This window comes from Streptomyces sp. NPDC091376, assembly GCF_044757085.1.
GTDB classification, from domain to species: domain Bacteria; phylum Actinomycetota; class Actinomycetes; order Streptomycetales; family Streptomycetaceae; genus Streptomyces; species Streptomyces pratisoli.
Map to the genome: position 1 here is coordinate 170,906 of NZ_JBIVUF010000010.1, position 17,722 is coordinate 188,627.

A 17,722-nucleotide genomic window follows, 5' to 3' on the forward strand; every position below is an offset into this window, starting at 1 on the left:
ATCACCGGGTCGCGCGCCGGAGCCTGCGGGCCGCCTGGGCGTCCGTTCGCTGCCGCCCTCCTGCCGGGCTTCGGTGCCTCCCGGCTGCTGCGTGCCCGAACCTCCGAGCGGCCCGGTTTCGCCGTCCCGGGCTGCCGGGCGCGCGCTCGTGCTGCCTTGGGCGGCCCGGTCGGCGGCAGCGTCGGGCGGTGCCACCGGCGGCCGACCGCTCCGGTCGCCGTCGGCGCCCGGCATCGTCGGACCGGCGTGCGTCCCCCCGCCCCCGCCCGGTACGCCAGGTCCGGGGCCACCCGGTCCCGGACCTCCGGAACCAGCACCGTCGGGGCCCGGACCTGCGCGTTCAGGTCGTTCCGTTCGCTTCATCGACTCCACCCGTCCGCGTACGCATCGTCCCTACCCAACGGCCGTACGCCTTTTGCCTACCTGAGGTACTCCCGGGGCGCACGTCGAGTTCCCACCGGCATATCGGATGATGTGTCCATGAAAACCCAGCGGGCCGGATACGGCCTGTTCGCCGCCCTCGTCGCCCTGACTCTGCTGATCTGTGCCGCGATCATCGCCACCTTCGCCGTCACCGGCCCGGACCACGGACAGCCGACCCCCGCCGGTGCCGCGGCCGGACCCGGGACGGACCCCGCGGCCGGAGCCGGGCCTGTCGGCACCCGGCCCGGCGGGGCGACCGCGCGGGCCGTGGACACGGGCGGCTGGGCCGGGACCTGGTCCGCCGCACCCGGACAGGCCGGAACGGGCCCCGCCGGACCGCACTCCGTACGCAACGTCGTGCACACCTCCCTCGGCGGCGACCAGGTGCGGATCACCCTCTCCAACCTCTTCGGGACGGAGCCCCTGTACATGGCGCACGCCTCGATCGCGGTCGCCGCGGCCTCGGACGGCGCCTCGGACGGCGCCTCGGTCGTGCCCGGCACCCTGCGCGAGGTGCTGTTCGCGGGACGCCCGTCCGTGATCGTGCCGCCCGGCGGGCATGTCGTCGGCGATCCGGCTCCCCTCCTCGTTCCCGAGGACGGACATCTCCTGGTCACCCTCCATGTGCCCGCATCCGGCCCCGCCGGCACCGTCACGCTGCACGAACGCGCGAGGCAGACCTCCTACCTCGGCCCCGGCGACCGTACGCGGGACACCGACGGCTCCGCCTTCACGCACCGGACCTCGACCTGGCACTACCTGACCGCCGTCGACGTCCACAACCCGGCCGCCCGTGGCGCCGTGGTCGCCATCGGGGACTCGCTCACCGACGGCGCCGGCTCCACCTCGGACACGGACCGTCGCTGGACGGACCACCTCGCCGACCGGCTGCGCGCGGGGCGCTGGGGATACGGGGTCCTCAATCTGGGCATCGGCGGCAACCGCCTCCTGCAGGACGGCATCGGCCCGAGCGGACTCTCCCGCTTCGAGCGCGACGTGCTCGACCGGTCGGGAGCCCGGGTCGTCGTCATCGAACTGGGCATCAACGACATCATCCGCCCACCGCGCCCGGCGGATCCGGCCGCGATCACGGCAGGTCTTCGGACGCTCGCGGAGAAGGCCCGGGCCAACGGGCTGCGGGTCGTGGGAACGACGCTGATGCCGTTCGAGGGCCACCGGCGGCACACTCCGGAGCTGGAAGCGGTACGAGAAGAGGTCAACGAAGCCGTCCGCGCGGGCCGGGTCTTCGACGACGTCATCGACTTCGACCGGGCGGTGCGCGACCCGTACGCGCCGGACCGGCTCCTCCCGGCGTACGACTCCGGTGACCATCTCCACCCGAACGACGCGGGATACGCGCAGCTGGCCCGGAGCGTGGACCTGGCCGTACTGATCGGCGAGCGGTCCGCCGCCCGGCTGTGACGCGTACGGGGACCAGACCGGACCGGACCACCGGATTCACGTCCCCGGGACCCCGTCCGCGTCTCCGCCCCGTCCCCGTACAGGTCCCGCCCCGTCCCCGTCCGTCTCAGGAACGGGGAGCGAGCCCAGCCCCGGGACCGCGGCCGGGGTCCCGCGCAAGGCGGGACCCGGCCGGGCTGCCGGGCCCGGGGGCTCTCAGATGCCCAGGTCCTTGATGATCTTCGCCACGTGACCGGTCGCCTTCACGTTGTACAGCGCCCGCTCGACCTTTCCGTCCTCGTCCACGACGACCGTCGAGCGGATCACGCCCGTCACCGTCTTGCCGTAGAGCTTCTTCTCGCCGAACGCGCCGTAGGCCTCCAGCACCGCCTTCGACGGGTCGCCGACCAGCGTGACCTTGAGGTCCTCCTTGTCGCGGAACTTCGCGAGCTTCTCCGGCTTGTCCGGCGAGACGCCGATGACGTCGTACCCGGCTCCCGCCAGCAGCTCCAGGTTGTCGGTGAAGTCGCAGGCCTGCTTGGTGCAGCCGGGGGTCAGGGCCGCCGGGTAGAAGTACACGATGACCTTGCGGCCCTTGTGGTCGGCGAGCGAGATCTCGTTGCCGTCCGCGTCGGGCAGGGCGAAGTCCGGGGCGGTGTCGCCGGGCTGGAGTCGCTCGCTCATTCTCGGTTCTCCTCAGGAGTGTGGGCGTACGGCACCGAGCGTAATAGGGGTGCCGTGGGGTGCGGTCGCCGTCGAGCTGACAGACTGTCGAGGAACAACTGAGGAAGAACTACCGGATACGACGACGGAGGCGGCGCGGTGTCGGACGCCAGGACCCCTGCGCAGATCGAGGCGGACATCGTCCGCCGGCGCGACCAGCTCGCCGAGACGCTCGACGAGATCGGGGTGCGGATGCACCCGAAGACGATCATCGGGGATGCGAAGGCCAAGGTCGCGTCGACCGTGGACCAGACCGCGGGACGGGCGTTCGTCGCCGTGAACCGTGCGGTGACGGACGTGAAGGCCCGGTTCGTGCACCACGACGGCGCGCCCCGGCTGGAGCGCGTGGTGCCCGTGGCGCTGGCTGTCGTGGGCCTGGTGGGACTGCTCGCGCTGACCGCGAGGAAGCGGAAGGCATGACCCGCTCGACCCCGGCGGCGGCCGAACCGGCTTCCGGCAGGTAGGTTCGAGTCGTGAGCCACAACACCCTCGACAAGCACGACAAGCTGCCGATCAAGATGCTGCACGACCGGGTCCTGGTCCGGTCGGACGCCCCCGAGGGCGAGCGGCGGTCGGGCGGCGGCATCCTGATCCCGGCGACCGCGGCCGTCGGCCGGCGCCTCGCCTGGGCCGAAGTGGTCGCCGTCGGACAGAACGTCCGTACGGTCGAGGCGGGTGACCGCGTGCTGTACGACCCGGAGGACCGCGCCGAGGTCGAGGTGCGGGGAGTCGCGTACATCCTGATGCGGGAGCGCGATCTGCACGCCGTCGCGGCGGACCGCTTCGAGGGCGGCGAGGACTCGACGGGGCTCTACCTCTGACGCAGGCCCGCCGGACCGCACCGCCCCGCACACTCATCCGGAACCGGAAAAGGCCTGGTGACCGAGTTCACCAGGCCTTTCGCACGCCGTTTGCTACGGTGTGACGAACCCGACGAGACGCGCCGTACCGGGCATCGCAAAGACGACGCACCCCGCACGAAGTCCGCGTCTCGGAGGTGCCTGTCATGGCCTGGGTTCTGCTTGTTCTCGCCGGTCTGCTCGAAGTCGGCTGGTCGATCGGGATGAAGTTCACCGAGGGGTTCACCCGGCTGTGGCCCAGCGTGTTCACGGCCGCCGGGATCGTCGCGAGCATGCTGCTGCTGTCGCACGCCGCCAGGACACTGCCGATCGGTACGGCGTACGGCGTCTGGGTCGGCATCGGAGCGGCGGGCGCCGCGATCGTCGGCATGGTCGTCCTCGGGGAGCCGGCGACCGCCGCCCGGATCTTCTTCGTCGTCCTCCTACTCGTCGCGGTCGTGGGCCTGAAGGCCACCTCGGGGCACTGATCGCGAGGCACTCGGCCCGCAGGGCCCTGAACCGGCTGACGCTCACAGCCTGCGGGGCACGACACCCCAGCCGTCGGGGCCGTCCGTCCCCTGGGCGTCCCCGCCGGAGCCGCCGTCGCTCGTCCTTCCCCGGGGGTCGGCGCCGCCCTGCGTCGTTCCGCCCTGGCTCGCGCCGCCGTTCAGCGGGCCGCCCGTCGTGGGGAACGGACCGGTCGGATCGCCCCCGGAGGGGCCGCCGTTGGTGGGACCGCCCGCCGACGGGAATCCGCTGTCCGTCGGCGACCCGCCGACCGTCGGGCTGCCGCCCGTGTCCGCGCCACCGTTCGACGGCGACTGCGACTGGCCCTGCGGCCGGCCGTCCTCGGTCCGGCCGTCGGTCTCCGGCGGGCCCGACGAACCCTCCTCGGGCTCCTCCAGCTCGTCCGGCGGGTACAGCTCCTCGCCCGCGCCCGGAGCGAGCATCAGATCGAAGTCCTCGGCCTCGGAGCCCGACAGCGCGGCTGCCGTGAACTGGCCCCAGATACCGGCCGGCGCCCCGCCACCGTTGATCCGCGACAGACCCAGCGCCCCGTACAGCGACTTCTGCACACCGGTGTCCGGATCCTGGCCCATGACGGCGACGACGGTCGCCAGGTCGGGGGTGTAGCCGGCGAACCAGGCCGCCTTGTCGCCCTCGGCCGTGCCGGTCTTCCCGGCGGCCGGCCGCCCCGCGGACAGCGCCGCCATGCCCGAACCCTGCCGCACCACGCCCATCAGGACGGACGTGGTGGTGTCCGCGGCCTCCCTGCTGATGACCTGCCTGCTCGGGACCTCGGGCAGTTCCAGCTCGACACCGTCCTTGGTGATCGTCTCGACGAGCGAGTACGTGCCGTGCCTGCCGTGGTTGGCGAGCGTCGCGTACGCCTCCGCCATGTCGAGGACGCTCGCGGTCGCCACCCCCAGCGCGATCGACGGAGTCGCCGTCAGATCCGGCGTGCTCTCCGGCACACCGAGGGCGATCGCGGTCTCCCGCACCCGTCGCGGGCCGACGTCCTGGGCCAGCTGCGCGTACACCGAGTTGACCGACCGGTCCGTCGCCATACGGACGGAGAGCGGACCGTACGAGATGTTGTCCTCGTTCTCCGGGGCGTAGCCCGTCGGCCCGTACCGGCCCTGGACCTCGCGCCGGTCGCTGCCGTCGTACAGCGTGTTGGGCGTGATACGGCGGCCGTCCTGCGTCATCGAGCCGTTCTCGACGGCCGCGGCGAGGACGAACGGCTTGAAGGTGGAGCCGACCTGGTAGTCGCGGCGGGTGGCGTTGTTGACGTACTGCTTCGTGTAGTCGATGCCGCCGTACATGGCGACGACCCGTCCGCTCGCCGGGTCGATGGAGGCGCCGCCCACGCGGACGTTCCGGTCGGCGGGCCGGGCGGGATCGCGCCGGGACGTCACGTGCTGGTCGACGGCCGCGGCGAAGGCGTCCTGCTTCTTCCGCTCCAGCGTGGTCGTGATCCGGTAGCCGCCGCGGGCCAGGGTCTTCTCGTCGAGGATCCCGCTGCCGGTGATCCAGTCCTCGACGGCCTGGACGATGTAGCCGCGCTGCCCGGACAGCCCCGTCGCGGGGCCGCCGGTGTGCGGCATCGGGAAGATCATGGTGGCCCGGTCGGCGGCGGACAGCCAGTCCTCCTTCACCATGCCGTCGAGCGTGTAGTTCCAGCGCGCCAGCGCCCTGGGCCGGTTCTCGGGATGGGCGGCGAGGTCGTACGCGCTCGGCGCGTTGAGCAGCGAGGCGAGATACGCGCCCTCGGCGGAGTCGATCGCGCTGACGTCCTTGCCGTAGTACGCGTGCGCGGCGGCCTGGATGCCGTAGGCGTTGCGCCCGAAGTAGCTGGTGTTGAGATAGCCCGTCAGGATGTCGGCCTTGCTCTCCTCCCGGTCGAGCTTGATCGCGATGAAGAACTCCTTCACCTTCCGGGTGACGGTCTGCTCCTGACCCAGGTAGTAGTTCTTGACGTACTGCTGGGTGATGGTGGAGCCGGACTGCCTGCCCTTGCCGGTGACCGTGTTCCACGCGCCGCGGACCATGGCCTCCGGATCGATGGCACGTTCGGAGTAGAAGTCACGGTCCTCGGCGGCGAGTACGGCGTGCTGGACGGCCACCGGGACCTGGGAGAGCTGGACGTTCTGCCGGTTGACCTCTCCGTCGCGGGCGATCTGGGTGCCGTCCTTGTACAGGTACACGTTGGACTGGGCGATGGCGGCGGAGTTCGCGGGCGGAATGTCGACGAGCAGGTAGCCGGTGACGAAGCCGCCGATCAGGACCAGCGCGAACAGCAGGAACGCACCGCACGTCAACCGCCAGGTGGGGACGAGACGACGCACGCCGGTGCGCCTGGGGCGGGACGTCCCGCCCGGTGCGTCGCTTCGGCCCTTCCCGCCAGGCGGGCCCGGGACGGACCCGACGATCGTCGGCTCCCTCGGGTCCCGGCGCTGCTGCTGTGGCTCGTCGGTCATGTCTGTGGGGACTCCTCGGCGCCGGCCGGGGGCGCACCCTCCGGCCCAACAGTGTCATTTCGGGCGATTCGCTTGGTGTGCCCATACTGCACTTCTCGCCCTGTTAACCCCCGGATGCCCGGCCGAAATACGGTCGCGGCGGCCCGTCCCGCCGGGCTAGGGTCGTGCGCTTTGGTGCCGTACGGACACGTCGTGCGCTTCGGCGCCGACACGGAGCGGAACGGAGAGGAGCTGTGGTGCGGCTCTACGCGGTTGTCGCGACAGGCGGGTTCCGGCGCTATGCGACCTACCGAGTGGCCACGGCGGCGGGCGTGTTCACCAACACCGTCTTCGGTTTCATCATGGCCTACACCTATATCGCCCTGTGGGACCAACGACCGCACCTCGGCGGCTACGACCTCCCCGAGGCGCTCACCTACGTGTGGCTGGGCCAGGCCCTGCTGATGACCTGCGCCATGATGGGTGGCGGCTTCGAGGACGAACTGATCGAACGGATCAGGACCGGCGACATCGCCATCGACCTCTACCGCCCCGCCGACCTCCAACTCTTCTGGCTCGCCGGCGACTTGGGACGGGCAGCCTTCCACCTGCTGGGCCGCGGCATCGTCCCCGTACTGCTCGGCGGCCTCGCCTTCGACCTCGCACTGCCGGCGTCCCCACTCAGCTGGCTCGCGTTCCTGCTCGCCGTGACACTCGGCGTGGTGGTGAGCTTCGCCGTCCGCTACCTGGTGGCACTGTCGGCGTTCTGGCTGATGGACGGCGCCGGAGTCACCCAGATCACCTGGCTGGCAGGGCTGTTCTTCTCCGGGATGCTGCTGCCGCTCACCCTCTTCCCCGGCGCACTCGGCGAACTGGCACGGATCCTGCCCTGGTCCTCACTGCTCCAGATCCCCGTGGACGTCCTCCTGGGCAAGCACACCGGATGGGGACTCGTGCAGGCATACGCCTTCCAGTTGAGCTGGGCGGCGGCACTCCTCGGCGCCGGACGCCTCCTCCAGACGATCGCGACGAGGAGAGTGGTGGTCCAGGGTGGCTGAGCGACTGCCGGCCCTACGAGCCGGCCTGCGGGCCTACGGGCTCATCGCCGTCATGTGGATGCGCTCCACCATGACCTACCGGACGTCCTTCGCCATGACGGCGCTCGGGAACTTCGCCGCCACCGCGTTCGACTTCCTCGTCATCCTGCTGATGTTCACGCACGTCGACACCCTCGGCGGGTACAGCCTGCCCGAGATCGCGCTCCTGTACGGGGCCTCCGGCACCGCCTTCGGCATCGCCGACCTCGTCATGGGCTCCATGGACCGGCTCGGACGACGCGTACGCGACGGCACCCTGGACACCCTGCTCGTCCGGCCCGCCCCCGTACTCGCCCAGGTCGCGGCGGACCGGTTCGCACTCCGCCGGCTCGGCCGGATCACCCAGGGCCTCCTGGTCCTCGGCTACGCCCTGTTCGCACTCGACATCGCCTGGACACCACTCAAAGCCGCCATGGTGCCGATGATGCTGCTGAGCGGGGCGGCCGTCTTCGCCGCGATGTTCGTGACCGGCGCGGCGTTCCAGTTCGTCGCCCAGGACGCCGCGGAGGTGCAGAACTCCTTCACGTACGGCGGGAACACGCTCCTGCAGTACCCACCGACCGTCTTCGCCAAGGATCTGGTGCGCGGCGTGACCTTCGTCGTCCCGCTCGCCTTCGTCAACTGGCTGCCCGCGCTGTACGTGCTCGGCCGCCCCTATCCACTGGACCTGCCCAGCGGGCTGGCGTTCGCACCGCCGCTCGTCGCGGCCGTGTGCTGCGCGCTCGCCGGACTCGCATGGCGGGCGGGCCTTCGTTCGTACCGAAGCACGGGGAGCTGAACGGTGACCGAGGATTTCAAGGCAGAGGATCTCAAGGCAGCCGAGGACCACGACGGCTTCGAGGGCTTCGAGGACTACGAGCGCTTCGAGGACCACGAGGACCACGAGGACTCCGGCGCGGCCGAGGCCCTCATCGAACTGGACGGCGTCGAGAAGGTCTTCGATGTCCGCCGCAGAACCGGACGGCTGCGCCGGGAGAAGACACAGGTACGGGCCGTGGACGGCATCAGCTTCCGGGTGCCGCGCGGCGAGGTCGTCGGCTACATCGGCCCCAACGGCGCAGGCAAGTCCACCACCATCAAGATGCTGACGGGCATCCTGACCCCCAGCGGCGGGCGGCTGCGCGTCGCCGGCATCGACCCGTCACGCGAACGGACCCGGCTGGCCCGGCGCATCGGCGTGGTCTTCGGACAGCGCACGACCCTGTGGTGGGACCTGCCGCTGATCGACTCGTACCGGCTGGTCCACCGCATGTACCGGATCCCGGACGCGCGCTACCGGGAGAACCTGGAGCGGTGCGTGGAACTGCTCGACCTGGGCGAGCTCCTCAACGTTCCCGTACGGCAGCTCTCGCTCGGACAGCGCATGCGCGGCGACATCGCGGCGGCGCTGCTGCACGACCCCGAGGTGCTCTACCTCGACGAACCGACGATCGGGCTCGACGTCATCTCCAAGGCGAAGGTCCGCGAGTTCCTGAAGGACCTGAACGCCGAACGGGCGACGACCGTGCTGCTGACCACGCACGACCTGACCGACATCGAGCAACTGTGCAGGCGGGTCATGGTCATCGACCACGGACGGCTGATGTACGACGGAACCCTGGCCGGACTGCACGAGGTCGGCGCGAGCGAACGGACCCTCGTGGTCGACCTGGAGCGCCGGCTTCCGCCGATCGAGGTGGCGGGGGCCCGGCCGGTACGGGTCGAAGGCCCGCGGCAGTGGCTGGCGTTCCCGGCGTCCGCGTCGGCGGCGCCGATCGTGGCGGCGATCGCGGCGGAGTATCCACTGGTCGACCTGTCGGTGCGGGAACCCGACATCGAGGCGGTGATCGCGAAGATGTACGCGGAGCGATCGACGGCGCTCTGAGCGACGGCGGCGGGCGTAGCGGGCGTAGCCGGGCGCGGCGGGCGTGGCGGGCGTGGCGGGCGTGCGATCGGCCGCGGCGGCGGTGTCAGGAACCGGCGATATGACTAGGCTGAACGCATGACGAGCGATCTTCCGGACATGCGGGCCTCCGACGCCGAGCGGGAGCAGATCGCCGAGCGGCTGCGGGACGCCGTGGCAGAGGGCCGCCTCGGCATGGACGAGTTCGAGGAACGGCTCGACGCCGCATTCAAGGCCCGTACGCACGGAGAGCTGGTGCCCCTCGTACGGGACCTCCCGGCGCCGGGCGGCAGCACGACAGCGGCGCTCACCCCCACGCCCACCGCAGCCGTTCCCGAGGGCGCGGTCGACTACTCACGACGGGTGGGCCAACCGGCCACGTCCAAGGGCGCGTTCGCGTTCTGGGGCGGATTCGGCCGCAAGGGCACCTGGACCGTCGCCCGCAACTTCACCGCCGTCGCCCTGCAGGCGGGCGGGGAGATCGATCTGCGCGAGGCGAACTTCGAGGACCGCGACATCGTGATCCGCTGCATCACGATCATGGGCGGCATCCAGGTCACCGTCCCACCGGACATCCAGGTCGATGTCAAGGGCTTCGGCTTCATGGGCGGCTTCGGCGAAGCGGGCTCCCCCACGGCCGAGACCGGCATCGCACCGGGCGCCCCCCGCGTCACGATCACCGGCTTCGCCCTGATGGGCGGCGTCGGCGTCGAACGCAAACTCCGGCGAGCCGACAAGCAGCGCCTGAAGGAGGCGCGCCGCCGCGAACGCCTGGAGAAGCGCGAGGGCCGCGGGACGCGCGGCGAACTGGACTGACCTCTTCCGGCCCGGGGCCGGCCCAGGGCCGCCTCGGTTCGGCCCGGTCCGGATCGCCCCGGACGTCTTGGCGCACCGATCACCGGACGTGACCATCCGATATTCGGTTCGCTACTCCGTGCGAGGCTGCGAACACGCGGCCGGGACGGAGGGGGTACGCGATGCCGGAAAGCCCGTACACACGCGAACGCCTTGCAGAGGCGGTGGAAGCGTCGCGGACGCTGTCGGAGGCGCTGACGAAGCTGGGGGTGGATCCGAAGAGCCCGTCGCGGCGGTATATCCATGACCGGATGAGGCGGCTGGGCATAGACACGTCGCACTTCCAGCGGGAAGGGGTTCGCTGGACCAAGGAAGTACTCGAACCTGCAGTAGCGGCGTCGACAACTGTGAGCGAGGTGCTGCGCCGCCTCGGGGTCGACGTCGTCGGCGGTCATCACACGAGCATCAGCCGCCGCATCAAGCTTTACGGCATAGACACGTCACACTTCCGGCAGCCCTCCCGAGCCGGGAGGCAGCGCCGGGCAGCACCCGAAGAGCTGCTGACCGAGCAGGAACCGGCCCAGGCGCGGCGGATACGCGGCGATCGTCTCAAGCGGGCCCTGACCGTCCTGGGCGTCCCCGAGCGGTGCGCGCTCTGCGGGACGGCTCCGGTCTGGCGGGGACACGCACTGCCGTTGGAGGTGGACCACATCGACGGCGACTGGCGCAACAACCGCGTCGAGAACCTCAGGTTCCTCTGCCCCAACTGCCATTCGACGACCGACACTTATCGCGGCCGGGGCAAGGCCCGCAGAGCTCTGGCGCGACCGGACGGCCGCGGGGGCGAGGACCGATGAGCGAAAGAGAGCGGTACACACGCGAGTTGCTGGCCGAGGCAGCTCGGCAGTGCAGCGATATCGACGAGGTCATCGCATTCCTGGGCACACGCTCCCGCAGCAACCTGGGCCGCTACTTGATGCGGCGCTTCGCCCACTACGACATCGACGTATCGCACTTCCGCCGTCGCGGCTACCGAAGGGGCGGGCCACGGCCGTCGGCCGCGGAACTCGCCCAGGCTGTGGCGAGTTCCGTTTCCCTGGCGGACACGCTCCGCCGCATCGGCCGACCGGAAAGCACGAGCCGCCGGGCACTGCTGAAGAAGTGGATCGCCGACGACGGTCTCGACACCGCCCACTTCCTGGGCCAGGCACACCAGAGAGGCAAACCGGGCACCACCCCTGCCCTCACGGCCAAGGACGTACTCGTGAAACACGAGGGCAAGCGCCGCAGCAAGTCGGCGCACCTGCGTCGCGCCCTCAGGGAGATCGGCGTACCGGAGGAATGCGCCGAGTGCGGAACCGGGCCTGAATGGCTGGGACGCCCCATGACCTTGGAGGTCGACCACGCCAACGGCGACTGGAGTGACAACCGCGCGGACAACCTGCGGCTGCTGTGCCCCAATTGCCACGCAATCACCGGTACATGGTGCCGAGGAGGCAGCCGCCGGAACCCGAGCCATTCTGCGTAGATTCCCCCGTACCGGCAGAGTCGTCGGCCCGTTAGGATGGCGGGGCCAGCGGCCGTGTCGTAACAGGCAGCCGAGCTGCGTTTAGATCGCAGTGGGAGAAATCCCGTGTGGGTTCGAATCCCACCGGCCGCACAGACCATAGATTCGAAAGCCCGGACCGCGGAATTCGCGGCCGGGCTTTCGGGCTCCCCACCGTCAGCCCAGCAGTTCCCGCACCACCGGCACCAGCGCCCGGAACGCCTTCCCCCGGTGGCTGATCGCGTTCTTCTCCTCCGGCGTCAGTTGCGCGCACGTCACCTCGTGGCCCTCCGGCTGGAGGATCGGGTCGTAGCCGAAGCCGTTCGTGCCGACCGGCGCGTGGCGCAGCGTGCCGCGGAGGTGGCCCTCGACGACGCGTTCCGTGCCGTCCGGGAGGGCGAGGGCGGCGGCGCAGGCGAAGTGGGCGGCGCGGTGGTCGTCGGAGATGTCGGAGAGCTGGGCCAGGAGCAGGTTGAGGTTGGCGGTGTCGTCGCCGTGGGTGCCGGACCAGCGGGCGGAGAAGATGCCGGGGGCGCCGCCGAGGACGTCGACGCAGAGGCCGGAGTCGTCGGCGACGGCGGGGAGGCCGGTGGCCTTGGCCAGGGCGTGGGCCTTGAGGAGGGCGTTCTCGGCGAAGGTGACGCCGGTTTCCTTGACGTCGGGGATGTCGGGGTACGCGTCCGCGCCGACGAGGTCGTGGGGCAGACCTGCGTCGGCGAGGATCGCGTGGAGTTCGGTGATCTTTCCGGCGTTGCGGGTGGCGAGGATCAGGCGCGTCATGTGCCCAGTATCTCCGCGTGGGGCGCGTGGTCGGCCACCGGCCGATGGCTACCGCCGCAGGCCGCTCGTCTCCGGTCGCCCGCCGCCCGTCGGCCCGTTGGCTACGAGGTGCATACCTTGCCGAGTTCGGCGGCCGCGTCGGTGACGGGCTTGATGTCCGGGGTGGCGTCGCCGTTCTCGACGGAGGTGCGGACGTTGTCGACGCCCTTGGTGAGGTCGTCGACGGCCTTGGACAGGTCGGCGTTGTCGGTCGTGTCCTTGAGGTTGCCGAGTTCCTTGTCGATGTCGTCGAGGGCCTCGGTCAGCTGGGTCGGGTCGTCGGTCGCGGTGCCGACGGCCTGGGAGAGCCTGTCGACGCTGGTGGCTATGGCGTCGGCGGTCTTGACGCAGTCCAGGGCCTTGTCGACGGCACCGCAGCCGACGGCTCCGGTGAGCGCGACGGCGGTGACGACGGCGAGTGCGATACGGCGGCTGCGCATGAAAACGGTCCCTCCCTGGGGTTGCGGGCGTGGGGGTCCCCCCACGCCCGCAGGGCGTAGGGGGAGTACGGTTCGGCCCGTACGCCCGTGCTGCCTGAGACGCCGGCAGTGGCGTTCTTGGTTGCTTCTTTACTCGCCGAGTGTCTGGGCGAGTGCCTCGGTCTGGAGCGCGGCGAGGTCGGCGCAGCCGCCGGTGGCGAGGTCGAGGAGCGCGTTGAGCTCCTTGCGGTCGAAGGGCTCGGCCTCGGCGGTGCCCTGGACCTCGACGAAGCGGCCGTCGCCGGTGCAGACGACGTTCATGTCGGTTTCGGCGCGGACGTCCTCCTCGTAGCAGAGGTCGAGGAGGGGGGTGCCGTCGACGATGCCGACGGAGACGGCGGCGACGGTGCCGGTGAGGGGCTTGCGGCCGGCTTTGACGAGCTTCTTGTTCTGGGCCCAGGCGACGGCGTCTGCGAGGGCGACGTAGGCGCCGGTGATGGCGGCGGTGCGGGTGCCGCCGTCGGCCTGGAGGACGTCGCAGTCGAGGACGATGGTGTTCTCGCCGAGGGCCTTGTAGTCGATGACGGCGCGCAGGGAGCGGCCGATGAGGCGGGAGATCTCGTGGGTGCGGCCGCCGATCTTGCCGCGGACGGATTCGCGGTCGCCGCGGGTGTTGGTGGAGCGCGGCAGCATCGAGTACTCGGCGGTGACCCAGCCTTCGCCGCTGCCCTTGCGCCAGCGCGGGACGCCTTCGGTGACAGAGGCGGTGCAGAAGACCTTGGTGTCGCCGAAGGCGATGAGGACGGAGCCCTCGGCGTGCTTGCTCCATCCGCGGTCGATGGTGACCGGGCGGAGCTGTTCGGGGTTGCGGCCGTCGATTCGAGACATGTGGTGAGCCTATCCGCCCGTGCGTGAGGGGCCCGTCCCGGTGTGGGAGGGGCCCCTCACGGGTGAGTGGGGAGAGGGCTCACATCATGTCTTCGATGTCCGCGGCGATGGGGTCGGCGTCGGTGCCGATGACGACCTGGATGGCGGTGCCCATCTTGACGACGCCGTGGGCGCCGGCGGCCTTCAGCGCGGCTTCGTCGACCTTGCTCGGGTCCACGACTTCGGTGCGGAGGCGGGTGATGCAGCCTTCGACCTCTTCGATGTTGTCGATACCGCCGAGCCCGGCGACGATCTTCTCAGCCTTGCTGGCCATGTCCTTCTCCCTGCGTTCATGAGGCCCGTACGGGGCGCCCGGTGCTGCCTCGGCCCGCCATCGGTCCGGTTTCGTCACGGTAATGCACGGTTGGCCCATCTTCATGGGCGGGTGACCGCTGCGTACCGAATGATGACGATCACCGGCGGGACAACTGGTCCCCAGCCGTACGAGAACTGGTCTACACCAGTCTGCGGCACCTGCCAAACCAGGCGAGTTCCGGGAGGACGCCGATGAGCACCGAGAGCGCGGCCGCGCCGTGGCAGACCTGGTGGAACAAGTCGTTCCAGGGGCTGCAGAAGATGGGCCGCAGTCTTCAGCTGCCCATCGCCGTGCTGCCGGCGGCCGGCATTCTCAACCGGCTCGGCCAGCCGGACGTCTTTGGTGCTCAGGGGCTCGGCTGGGACAACGTCGCGAAGGTGATGGCGGGCGCCGGCGGTGCGTTGCTGGACTCGGGCCTCGGGCTGCCCCTGCTGTTCTGCGTGGGTGTCGCGATCGGTATGGCGAAGAAGGCGGACGGCTCGACGGCTCTCGCGGCCGTGACGGGTTTCCTCGTGTACTACGGCGTGATCCGGCAGTTCCCGAACGAGTGCATCGACCCGGCCACCCCGGTGGCCACGGGCTGCCAGGCGGCCGACGGATCGGTCGAGGCCTTCACGTACCAGAACCCCGGCGTCTTCGGCGGCATCGTGATCGGCCTGCTGGCGGCGTACTTCTGGCAGCGGTACCACCGCACCAGGCTGGTGGACTGGCTGGGCTTCTTCAACGGCCGCCGGCTGGTGCCGATCATCATGTCGTTCGTCGCGATCGCGTTCGCGGCGCTGTGCCTGTGGGTCTGGCCGCCGATCGGCCAGGGGCTGGAGAACTTCAGCGACTGGCTGTCGGCCCTGGGTGCCTGGGGTGCGGCGATCTTCGGGGTGGCGAACCGGGCGCTGCTGGTGATCGGGCTGCACCAGTTCCTGAACGTGCCGCTGTGGTTCCAGTTCGGTACGTACACCAAGCCCGACGGCACGGTGGTGCACGGCGACATCAACATGTTCCTGGCGGGTGACCCGCACGCGGGCCTGTTCACCACGGGCTTCTTCCCCATCATGATGTTCGCCCTGCCGGCCGCGGCGCTGGCGATCACGCACTGTGCGAAGCCGCACCGCCGGGCGGAGGTGGGCGGGTTGATGATGTCGGCGGCGCTGACGTCGTTCGTCACGGGTATCACGGAGCCGCTCGAGTACTCGTTCATGTTCATCGCCCCGGTGCTGTACGCGGTCCACGCGCTGCTGACGGGTGTGTCGATGGCGGTGACCTGGGGGCTCGGCGTCAAGGACGGCTTCACCTTCTCGGCGGGGCTCATCGACTACGTGATCAACTGGGGCCTGGCGACGAAACCGTGGCTGATCGTCCCGATCGGGCTGTGCTTCGCGGCGGTGTACTACGTGATCTTCCGGTTCGCGATCACCACGTTCAACCTGATGACGCCGGGGCGTGAGCCGGACGAGATCGGTGACGAGATGGAGCGCGACGTCACCAAGTAGGCGGGGCGTCGCCACGTAGTCGGGGCGTCACCACATGGGCGAGGGCATCGAGTAGGCGGGGGCGCCATCAGGCAGCCGGGGGCGGTGGGGGCGTTCCGTCGCTGTTGGCCCGGTATGAACCAGGCCACAGAAATCGCAGGTTCCTTATCTTTCCCTCACGTGCTACAACAGGTCTACACCTCTGACTGGTGTAGACCACGCGGTCCAGACCACCGCGTTCCCCCCTGAGACGCCGCCGTCCCATCTTCCCCTGGTTCCGGGCGGCGCCTTGCCCACTGGAGGAAGTTGTGACCACGGCCAGCGCCGCCCCCGAGGCGCAGAAGAAGAAGACGGGCGCGGGCGCGATGGCAGTGATGCAGCGCATCGGCCGCAGCCTCATGCTGCCGGTCGCGGTGCTGCCCGCCGCCGCGCTTCTGGTGCGCTTCGGCCAGCCCGACATGCTCGGCAAGGAGTCGTTCCCGACCTTCATCACCGAGATAGCCGGGTACATGTCGGCCGGTGGTGGCGCACTCCTCGACAACATGGCGCTGCTGTTCGCCGTCGGCATCGCGATCGGCTTCGCGAAGAAGTCGGACGGCTCGACCGCGCTGGCCGCCGTCGTCGGTTACCTGGTCTTCAAGAGCGTGCTCGGCACCTTCACGGACAGCAGCCTGCCCAAGAAGGAAGCCATCGTCGACGGCAAGATCGTCATGGTCGAGCAGGCCGTGGACGCCAAGGTCCTCGGCGGCGTGGTGATGGGCATCATCGTGGCGCTGCTCTACCAGCGGTTCTACCGCACCAAGCTGCCCGCCTGGGCGGGCTTCTTCGGCGGTCGCCGGCTGGTCCCGATCCTCGCCTCGTTCGCCGGTCTGATCGCCGGCATCGTCTTCGGCCTGATCTGGCCGTGGCTCGGCTCCGGTCTGCACTCGTTCGGTGAGAGCCTCGTCAACTCCGGCGCCGTGGGCGCGGGCATCTTCGGTGTGGCCAACCGTGCGCTGATCCCGGTCGGCATGCACCACCTGCTGAACTCCTTCCCGTGGTTCCAGGCCGGTTCCTACGAGGGCAAGAGCGGTGACATCGCCCGCTTCCTGGCCGGTGACCCGTCGGCCGGACAGTTCATGACCGGCTTCTTCCCGATCATGATGTTCGCCCTCCCGGCGGCCTGCCTCGCGATCGTGCACTGCGCCCGCCCGGAGCGCCGCAAGGTCGTCGGCGGCATGATGTTCTCCCTCGCGCTGACCTCCTTCGTCACCGGTGTGACCGAGCCGATCGAGTTCACCTTCATGTTCATCGCCCCGGTGCTGTACGCGATCCACGCGGTGCTGACCGGTGTCTCCATGGCGCTGACCTGGTCCCTCGGCATGAAGGACGGCTTCGGCTTCTCCGCCGGCGCGGTCGACTTCTTCCTCAACCTGGGTATCGCGTCGAACCCGTGGGGCCTGGCGCTGGTCGGCCTCTGCTTCGCCGCGGTCTACTACGTGCTCTTCCGCTTCGCGATCACCAAGTTCAACCTCCCGACACCCGGCCGGGAGAGCGATGAGGAACTGGCCGAGCTCGAGAAGGCCGAGGCCAAGTAGGCCCGCCCACGGCAGCCGCGCCGGAGCCCCCGTCTTCCGAGCAGGAAGGCGGGGGCTCCTGCCGTGCCCGGTGTTCCGCCGTGGTCGGTTGCCGGCCGGGACGCCCTTGCCGTGGTCAGTCCCCGGCCGGGACGCACAGCACCGGAACCCTCGACAGGTGCAGCAGTTTGTGCGGGGTGGAGCCGAGGAGGGCTCCGCGCAGTGGGCTCTCACCGTAGCTGCCGACGACGATGACCCGGGCGTCATGGCGGGCGGCCGCGTCCAGCAGAGCCTCCGCCGGCTTCTCGTCGAGGACCTCGACCGCCGTGGGTACGCCCGCGTCGTCGGCTTCCGCCACCGCGTGCGCGAGCGCGACGCGGCCGGTCTGGCGGACGGCGTCGAGGTGGGCGCGGTACTCCTCGCCCTGCGCGCCCGGCGGCGCCGCGCCGAAGACCACCACGAGCGGCTCGCCGAAGGCCGCGGACACCTCGATCGCGACCCGCAGGGCGCGCAGTGAGCCCGGTGACTCGTCGTAGCCCAGAACGACCGCCAT

The 17,722-nt window shown here is 70.3% G+C and carries 19 protein-coding genes, 1 tRNA gene and 1 riboswitch; of the genes, 13 read left to right on the plus strand and 7 right to left on the minus strand.

Annotated features, from left to right (window positions below; all coding sequences use genetic code 11):
• Window positions 1–480 precede the first annotated feature (480 nt).
• A complete protein-coding gene (locus ACIQMR_RS22500) occupies window positions 481–1,845 on the plus strand; it encodes an SGNH/GDSL hydrolase family protein (RefSeq protein ID WP_401389998.1) in 1,365 nt (454 codons plus the stop codon).
• Between the two features lie 195 nt (window positions 1,846–2,040).
• On the opposite strand, the gene bcp is transcribed toward ACIQMR_RS22500, so the two are convergent.
• Window positions 2,041–2,508: a thioredoxin-dependent thiol peroxidase gene (gene bcp / locus ACIQMR_RS22505; RefSeq protein WP_401390001.1), complete on the minus strand. Its 468-nt coding sequence runs from the start codon at window positions 2,506–2,508 to the stop codon at window positions 2,041–2,043.
• Between the two features lie 138 nt (window positions 2,509–2,646).
• Here bcp and ACIQMR_RS22510 point away from each other — a divergent pair, with 138 nt between their 5' ends.
• From ACIQMR_RS22510 to ACIQMR_RS22520, 3 genes are all read left to right on the plus strand, one after another.
• Window positions 2,647–2,967 (plus strand): DUF3618 domain-containing protein, encoded by a 321-nt coding sequence (locus tag ACIQMR_RS22510; RefSeq protein WP_266373832.1) that lies wholly within the window; start codon window positions 2,647–2,649, stop codon window positions 2,965–2,967.
• A gap of 53 nt (window positions 2,968–3,020) precedes the next feature.
• A complete protein-coding gene (locus ACIQMR_RS22515; protein WP_328725376.1) occupies window positions 3,021–3,368 on the plus strand; it encodes a co-chaperone GroES in 348 nt (115 codons plus the stop codon).
• An 87-nt stretch (window positions 3,369–3,455) separates the two neighbouring features.
• Window positions 3,456–3,520: riboswitch (guanidine-III (ykkC-III) riboswitch) on the plus strand.
• Window positions 3,521–3,553: 33 nt separating this feature from the next.
• A complete protein-coding gene (locus ACIQMR_RS22520) occupies window positions 3,554–3,874 on the plus strand; it encodes a multidrug efflux SMR transporter (RefSeq protein ID WP_266373827.1) in 321 nt (106 codons plus the stop codon).
• Window positions 3,875–3,916: 42 nt separating this feature from the next.
• Here the strand turns inward: ACIQMR_RS22520 and ACIQMR_RS22525 are convergent, their stop codons facing one another.
• Window positions 3,917–6,367, minus strand: coding sequence for a transglycosylase domain-containing protein (locus tag ACIQMR_RS22525; protein ID WP_401390005.1), 2,451 nt, complete (start codon window positions 6,365–6,367; stop codon window positions 3,917–3,919).
• Window positions 6,368–6,603: 236 nt separating this feature from the next.
• Between ACIQMR_RS22525 and ACIQMR_RS22530 the strand changes: the two genes are divergently transcribed.
• The 7 genes from ACIQMR_RS22530 to ACIQMR_RS22560 all read left to right on the plus strand — a co-directional run bounded on the left by ACIQMR_RS22530 (window position 6,604) and on the right by ACIQMR_RS22560 (window position 11,780).
• On the plus strand, window positions 6,604–7,404 hold the full coding sequence (locus ACIQMR_RS22530) for an ABC transporter permease (protein WP_401390008.1): 801 nt from the start codon (window positions 6,604–6,606) through the stop codon (window positions 7,402–7,404).
• Window positions 7,397–8,221, plus strand: a complete 825-nt coding sequence (locus ACIQMR_RS22535; RefSeq protein ID WP_401390011.1) for an ABC transporter permease — start codon at window positions 7,397–7,399, stop codon at window positions 8,219–8,221. The genes ACIQMR_RS22530 and ACIQMR_RS22535 overlap by 8 nt, the downstream gene beginning before the upstream one ends.
• A 132-nt stretch (window positions 8,222–8,353) precedes the next feature.
• Window positions 8,354–9,307 (plus strand): ATP-binding cassette domain-containing protein, encoded by a 954-nt coding sequence (locus ACIQMR_RS22540; RefSeq protein ID WP_401390320.1) that lies wholly within the window; start codon window positions 8,354–8,356, stop codon window positions 9,305–9,307.
• Window positions 9,308–9,424: 117 nt separating this feature from the next.
• Entirely contained in the window at window positions 9,425–10,141 is a 717-nt protein-coding gene (locus ACIQMR_RS22545) for a DUF1707 domain-containing protein (protein WP_401390014.1), read from the plus strand.
• Between the two features lie 161 nt (window positions 10,142–10,302).
• Window positions 10,303–10,977: an HNH endonuclease signature motif containing protein gene (locus ACIQMR_RS22550; protein WP_401390017.1), complete on the plus strand. Its 675-nt coding sequence runs from the start codon at window positions 10,303–10,305 to the stop codon at window positions 10,975–10,977.
• Entirely contained in the window at window positions 10,974–11,648 is a 675-nt protein-coding gene (locus ACIQMR_RS22555; protein ID WP_401390019.1) for an HNH endonuclease, read from the plus strand. The genes ACIQMR_RS22550 and ACIQMR_RS22555 overlap by 4 nt, the downstream gene beginning before the upstream one ends.
• Window positions 11,649–11,696: 48 nt before the next feature.
• Window positions 11,697–11,780 (plus strand) — tRNA-Leu (locus tag ACIQMR_RS22560).
• A 63-nt stretch (window positions 11,781–11,843) separates the two neighbouring features.
• Here the strand turns inward: ACIQMR_RS22560 and rdgB are convergent.
• The 4 genes from rdgB to ACIQMR_RS22580 all read right to left on the minus strand — a co-directional run bounded on the left by rdgB (window position 11,844) and on the right by ACIQMR_RS22580 (window position 14,105).
• Window positions 11,844–12,446 (minus strand): RdgB/HAM1 family non-canonical purine NTP pyrophosphatase, encoded by a 603-nt coding sequence (gene rdgB, locus ACIQMR_RS22565; RefSeq protein ID WP_401390022.1) that lies wholly within the window; start codon window positions 12,444–12,446, stop codon window positions 11,844–11,846.
• Between the two features lie 101 nt (window positions 12,447–12,547).
• A complete protein-coding gene (locus ACIQMR_RS22570) occupies window positions 12,548–12,925 on the minus strand; it encodes a hypothetical protein (RefSeq protein WP_401390025.1) in 378 nt (125 codons plus the stop codon).
• A gap of 129 nt (window positions 12,926–13,054) precedes the next feature.
• Entirely contained in the window at window positions 13,055–13,792 is a 738-nt protein-coding gene (rph, locus tag ACIQMR_RS22575) for a ribonuclease PH (RefSeq protein WP_401390028.1), read from the minus strand.
• A gap of 79 nt (window positions 13,793–13,871) precedes the next feature.
• The gene (locus ACIQMR_RS22580) at window positions 13,872–14,105 is read right to left on the minus strand and encodes a glucose PTS transporter subunit EIIB (RefSeq protein ID WP_093660495.1); all 234 of its coding nucleotides are present in this window, start codon (window positions 14,103–14,105) and stop codon (window positions 13,872–13,874) included.
• A 233-nt stretch (window positions 14,106–14,338) separates the two neighbouring features.
• On the opposite strand from ACIQMR_RS22580, the gene ACIQMR_RS22585 reads away from it, so the two are divergent.
• Together ACIQMR_RS22585 and ACIQMR_RS22590 are read left to right on the plus strand one after the other, a co-directional pair.
• A complete protein-coding gene (locus tag ACIQMR_RS22585) occupies window positions 14,339–15,634 on the plus strand; it encodes a PTS transporter subunit EIIC (protein WP_401390032.1) in 1,296 nt (431 codons plus the stop codon).
• A 287-nt stretch (window positions 15,635–15,921) separates the two neighbouring features.
• Window positions 15,922–17,190: a PTS transporter subunit EIIC gene (locus ACIQMR_RS22590; protein WP_401390035.1), complete on the plus strand. Its 1,269-nt coding sequence runs from the start codon at window positions 15,922–15,924 to the stop codon at window positions 17,188–17,190.
• Window positions 17,191–17,305: 115 nt separating this feature from the next.
• Here ACIQMR_RS22590 and ACIQMR_RS22595 read toward each other — a convergent pair whose 3' ends face one another.
• Window positions 17,306–17,722 (minus strand): universal stress protein, encoded by a 417-nt coding sequence (locus ACIQMR_RS22595; RefSeq protein WP_358669327.1) that lies wholly within the window; start codon window positions 17,720–17,722, stop codon window positions 17,306–17,308.

What these genes read in the sequence shown, in the direction of transcription:
- ACIQMR_RS22545 (WP_401390014.1), top strand. Translation starts at nt 9,425, where the DNA reads ATGACGAGCGATCTTCCGGACATGCGGGCCTCCGACGCCGAGCGGGAG.
- rdgB (WP_401390022.1), bottom strand. Translation starts at nt 12,446, where the DNA reads ATGACGCGCCTGATCCTCGCCACCCGCAACGCCGGAAAGATCACCGAA.
- ACIQMR_RS22595 (WP_358669327.1), bottom strand. Translation starts at nt 17,722, where the DNA reads ATGGCGGTCGTTCTGGGCTACGACGAGTCACCGGGCTCACTGCGCGCC.
- ACIQMR_RS22550 (WP_401390017.1), top strand. Translation starts at nt 10,303, where the DNA reads ATGCCGGAAAGCCCGTACACACGCGAACGCCTTGCAGAGGCGGTGGAA.
- rph (WP_401390028.1), bottom strand. Translation starts at nt 13,792, where the DNA reads ATGTCTCGAATCGACGGCCGCAACCCCGAACAGCTCCGCCCGGTCACC.
- ACIQMR_RS22585 (WP_401390032.1), top strand. Translation starts at nt 14,339, where the DNA reads ATGAGCACCGAGAGCGCGGCCGCGCCGTGGCAGACCTGGTGGAACAAG.
- ACIQMR_RS22500 (WP_401389998.1), top strand. Translation starts at nt 481, where the DNA reads ATGAAAACCCAGCGGGCCGGATACGGCCTGTTCGCCGCCCTCGTCGCC.
- ACIQMR_RS22520 (WP_266373827.1), top strand. Translation starts at nt 3,554, where the DNA reads ATGGCCTGGGTTCTGCTTGTTCTCGCCGGTCTGCTCGAAGTCGGCTGG.
- ACIQMR_RS22555 (WP_401390019.1), top strand. Translation starts at nt 10,974, where the DNA reads ATGAGCGAAAGAGAGCGGTACACACGCGAGTTGCTGGCCGAGGCAGCT.
- ACIQMR_RS22570 (WP_401390025.1), bottom strand. Translation starts at nt 12,925, where the DNA reads ATGCGCAGCCGCCGTATCGCACTCGCCGTCGTCACCGCCGTCGCGCTC.
- ACIQMR_RS22525 (WP_401390005.1), bottom strand. Translation starts at nt 6,367, where the DNA reads ATGACCGACGAGCCACAGCAGCAGCGCCGGGACCCGAGGGAGCCGACG.
- bcp (WP_401390001.1), bottom strand. Translation starts at nt 2,508, where the DNA reads ATGAGCGAGCGACTCCAGCCCGGCGACACCGCCCCGGACTTCGCCCTG.
- ACIQMR_RS22580 (WP_093660495.1), bottom strand. Translation starts at nt 14,105, where the DNA reads ATGGCCAGCAAGGCTGAGAAGATCGTCGCCGGGCTCGGCGGTATCGAC.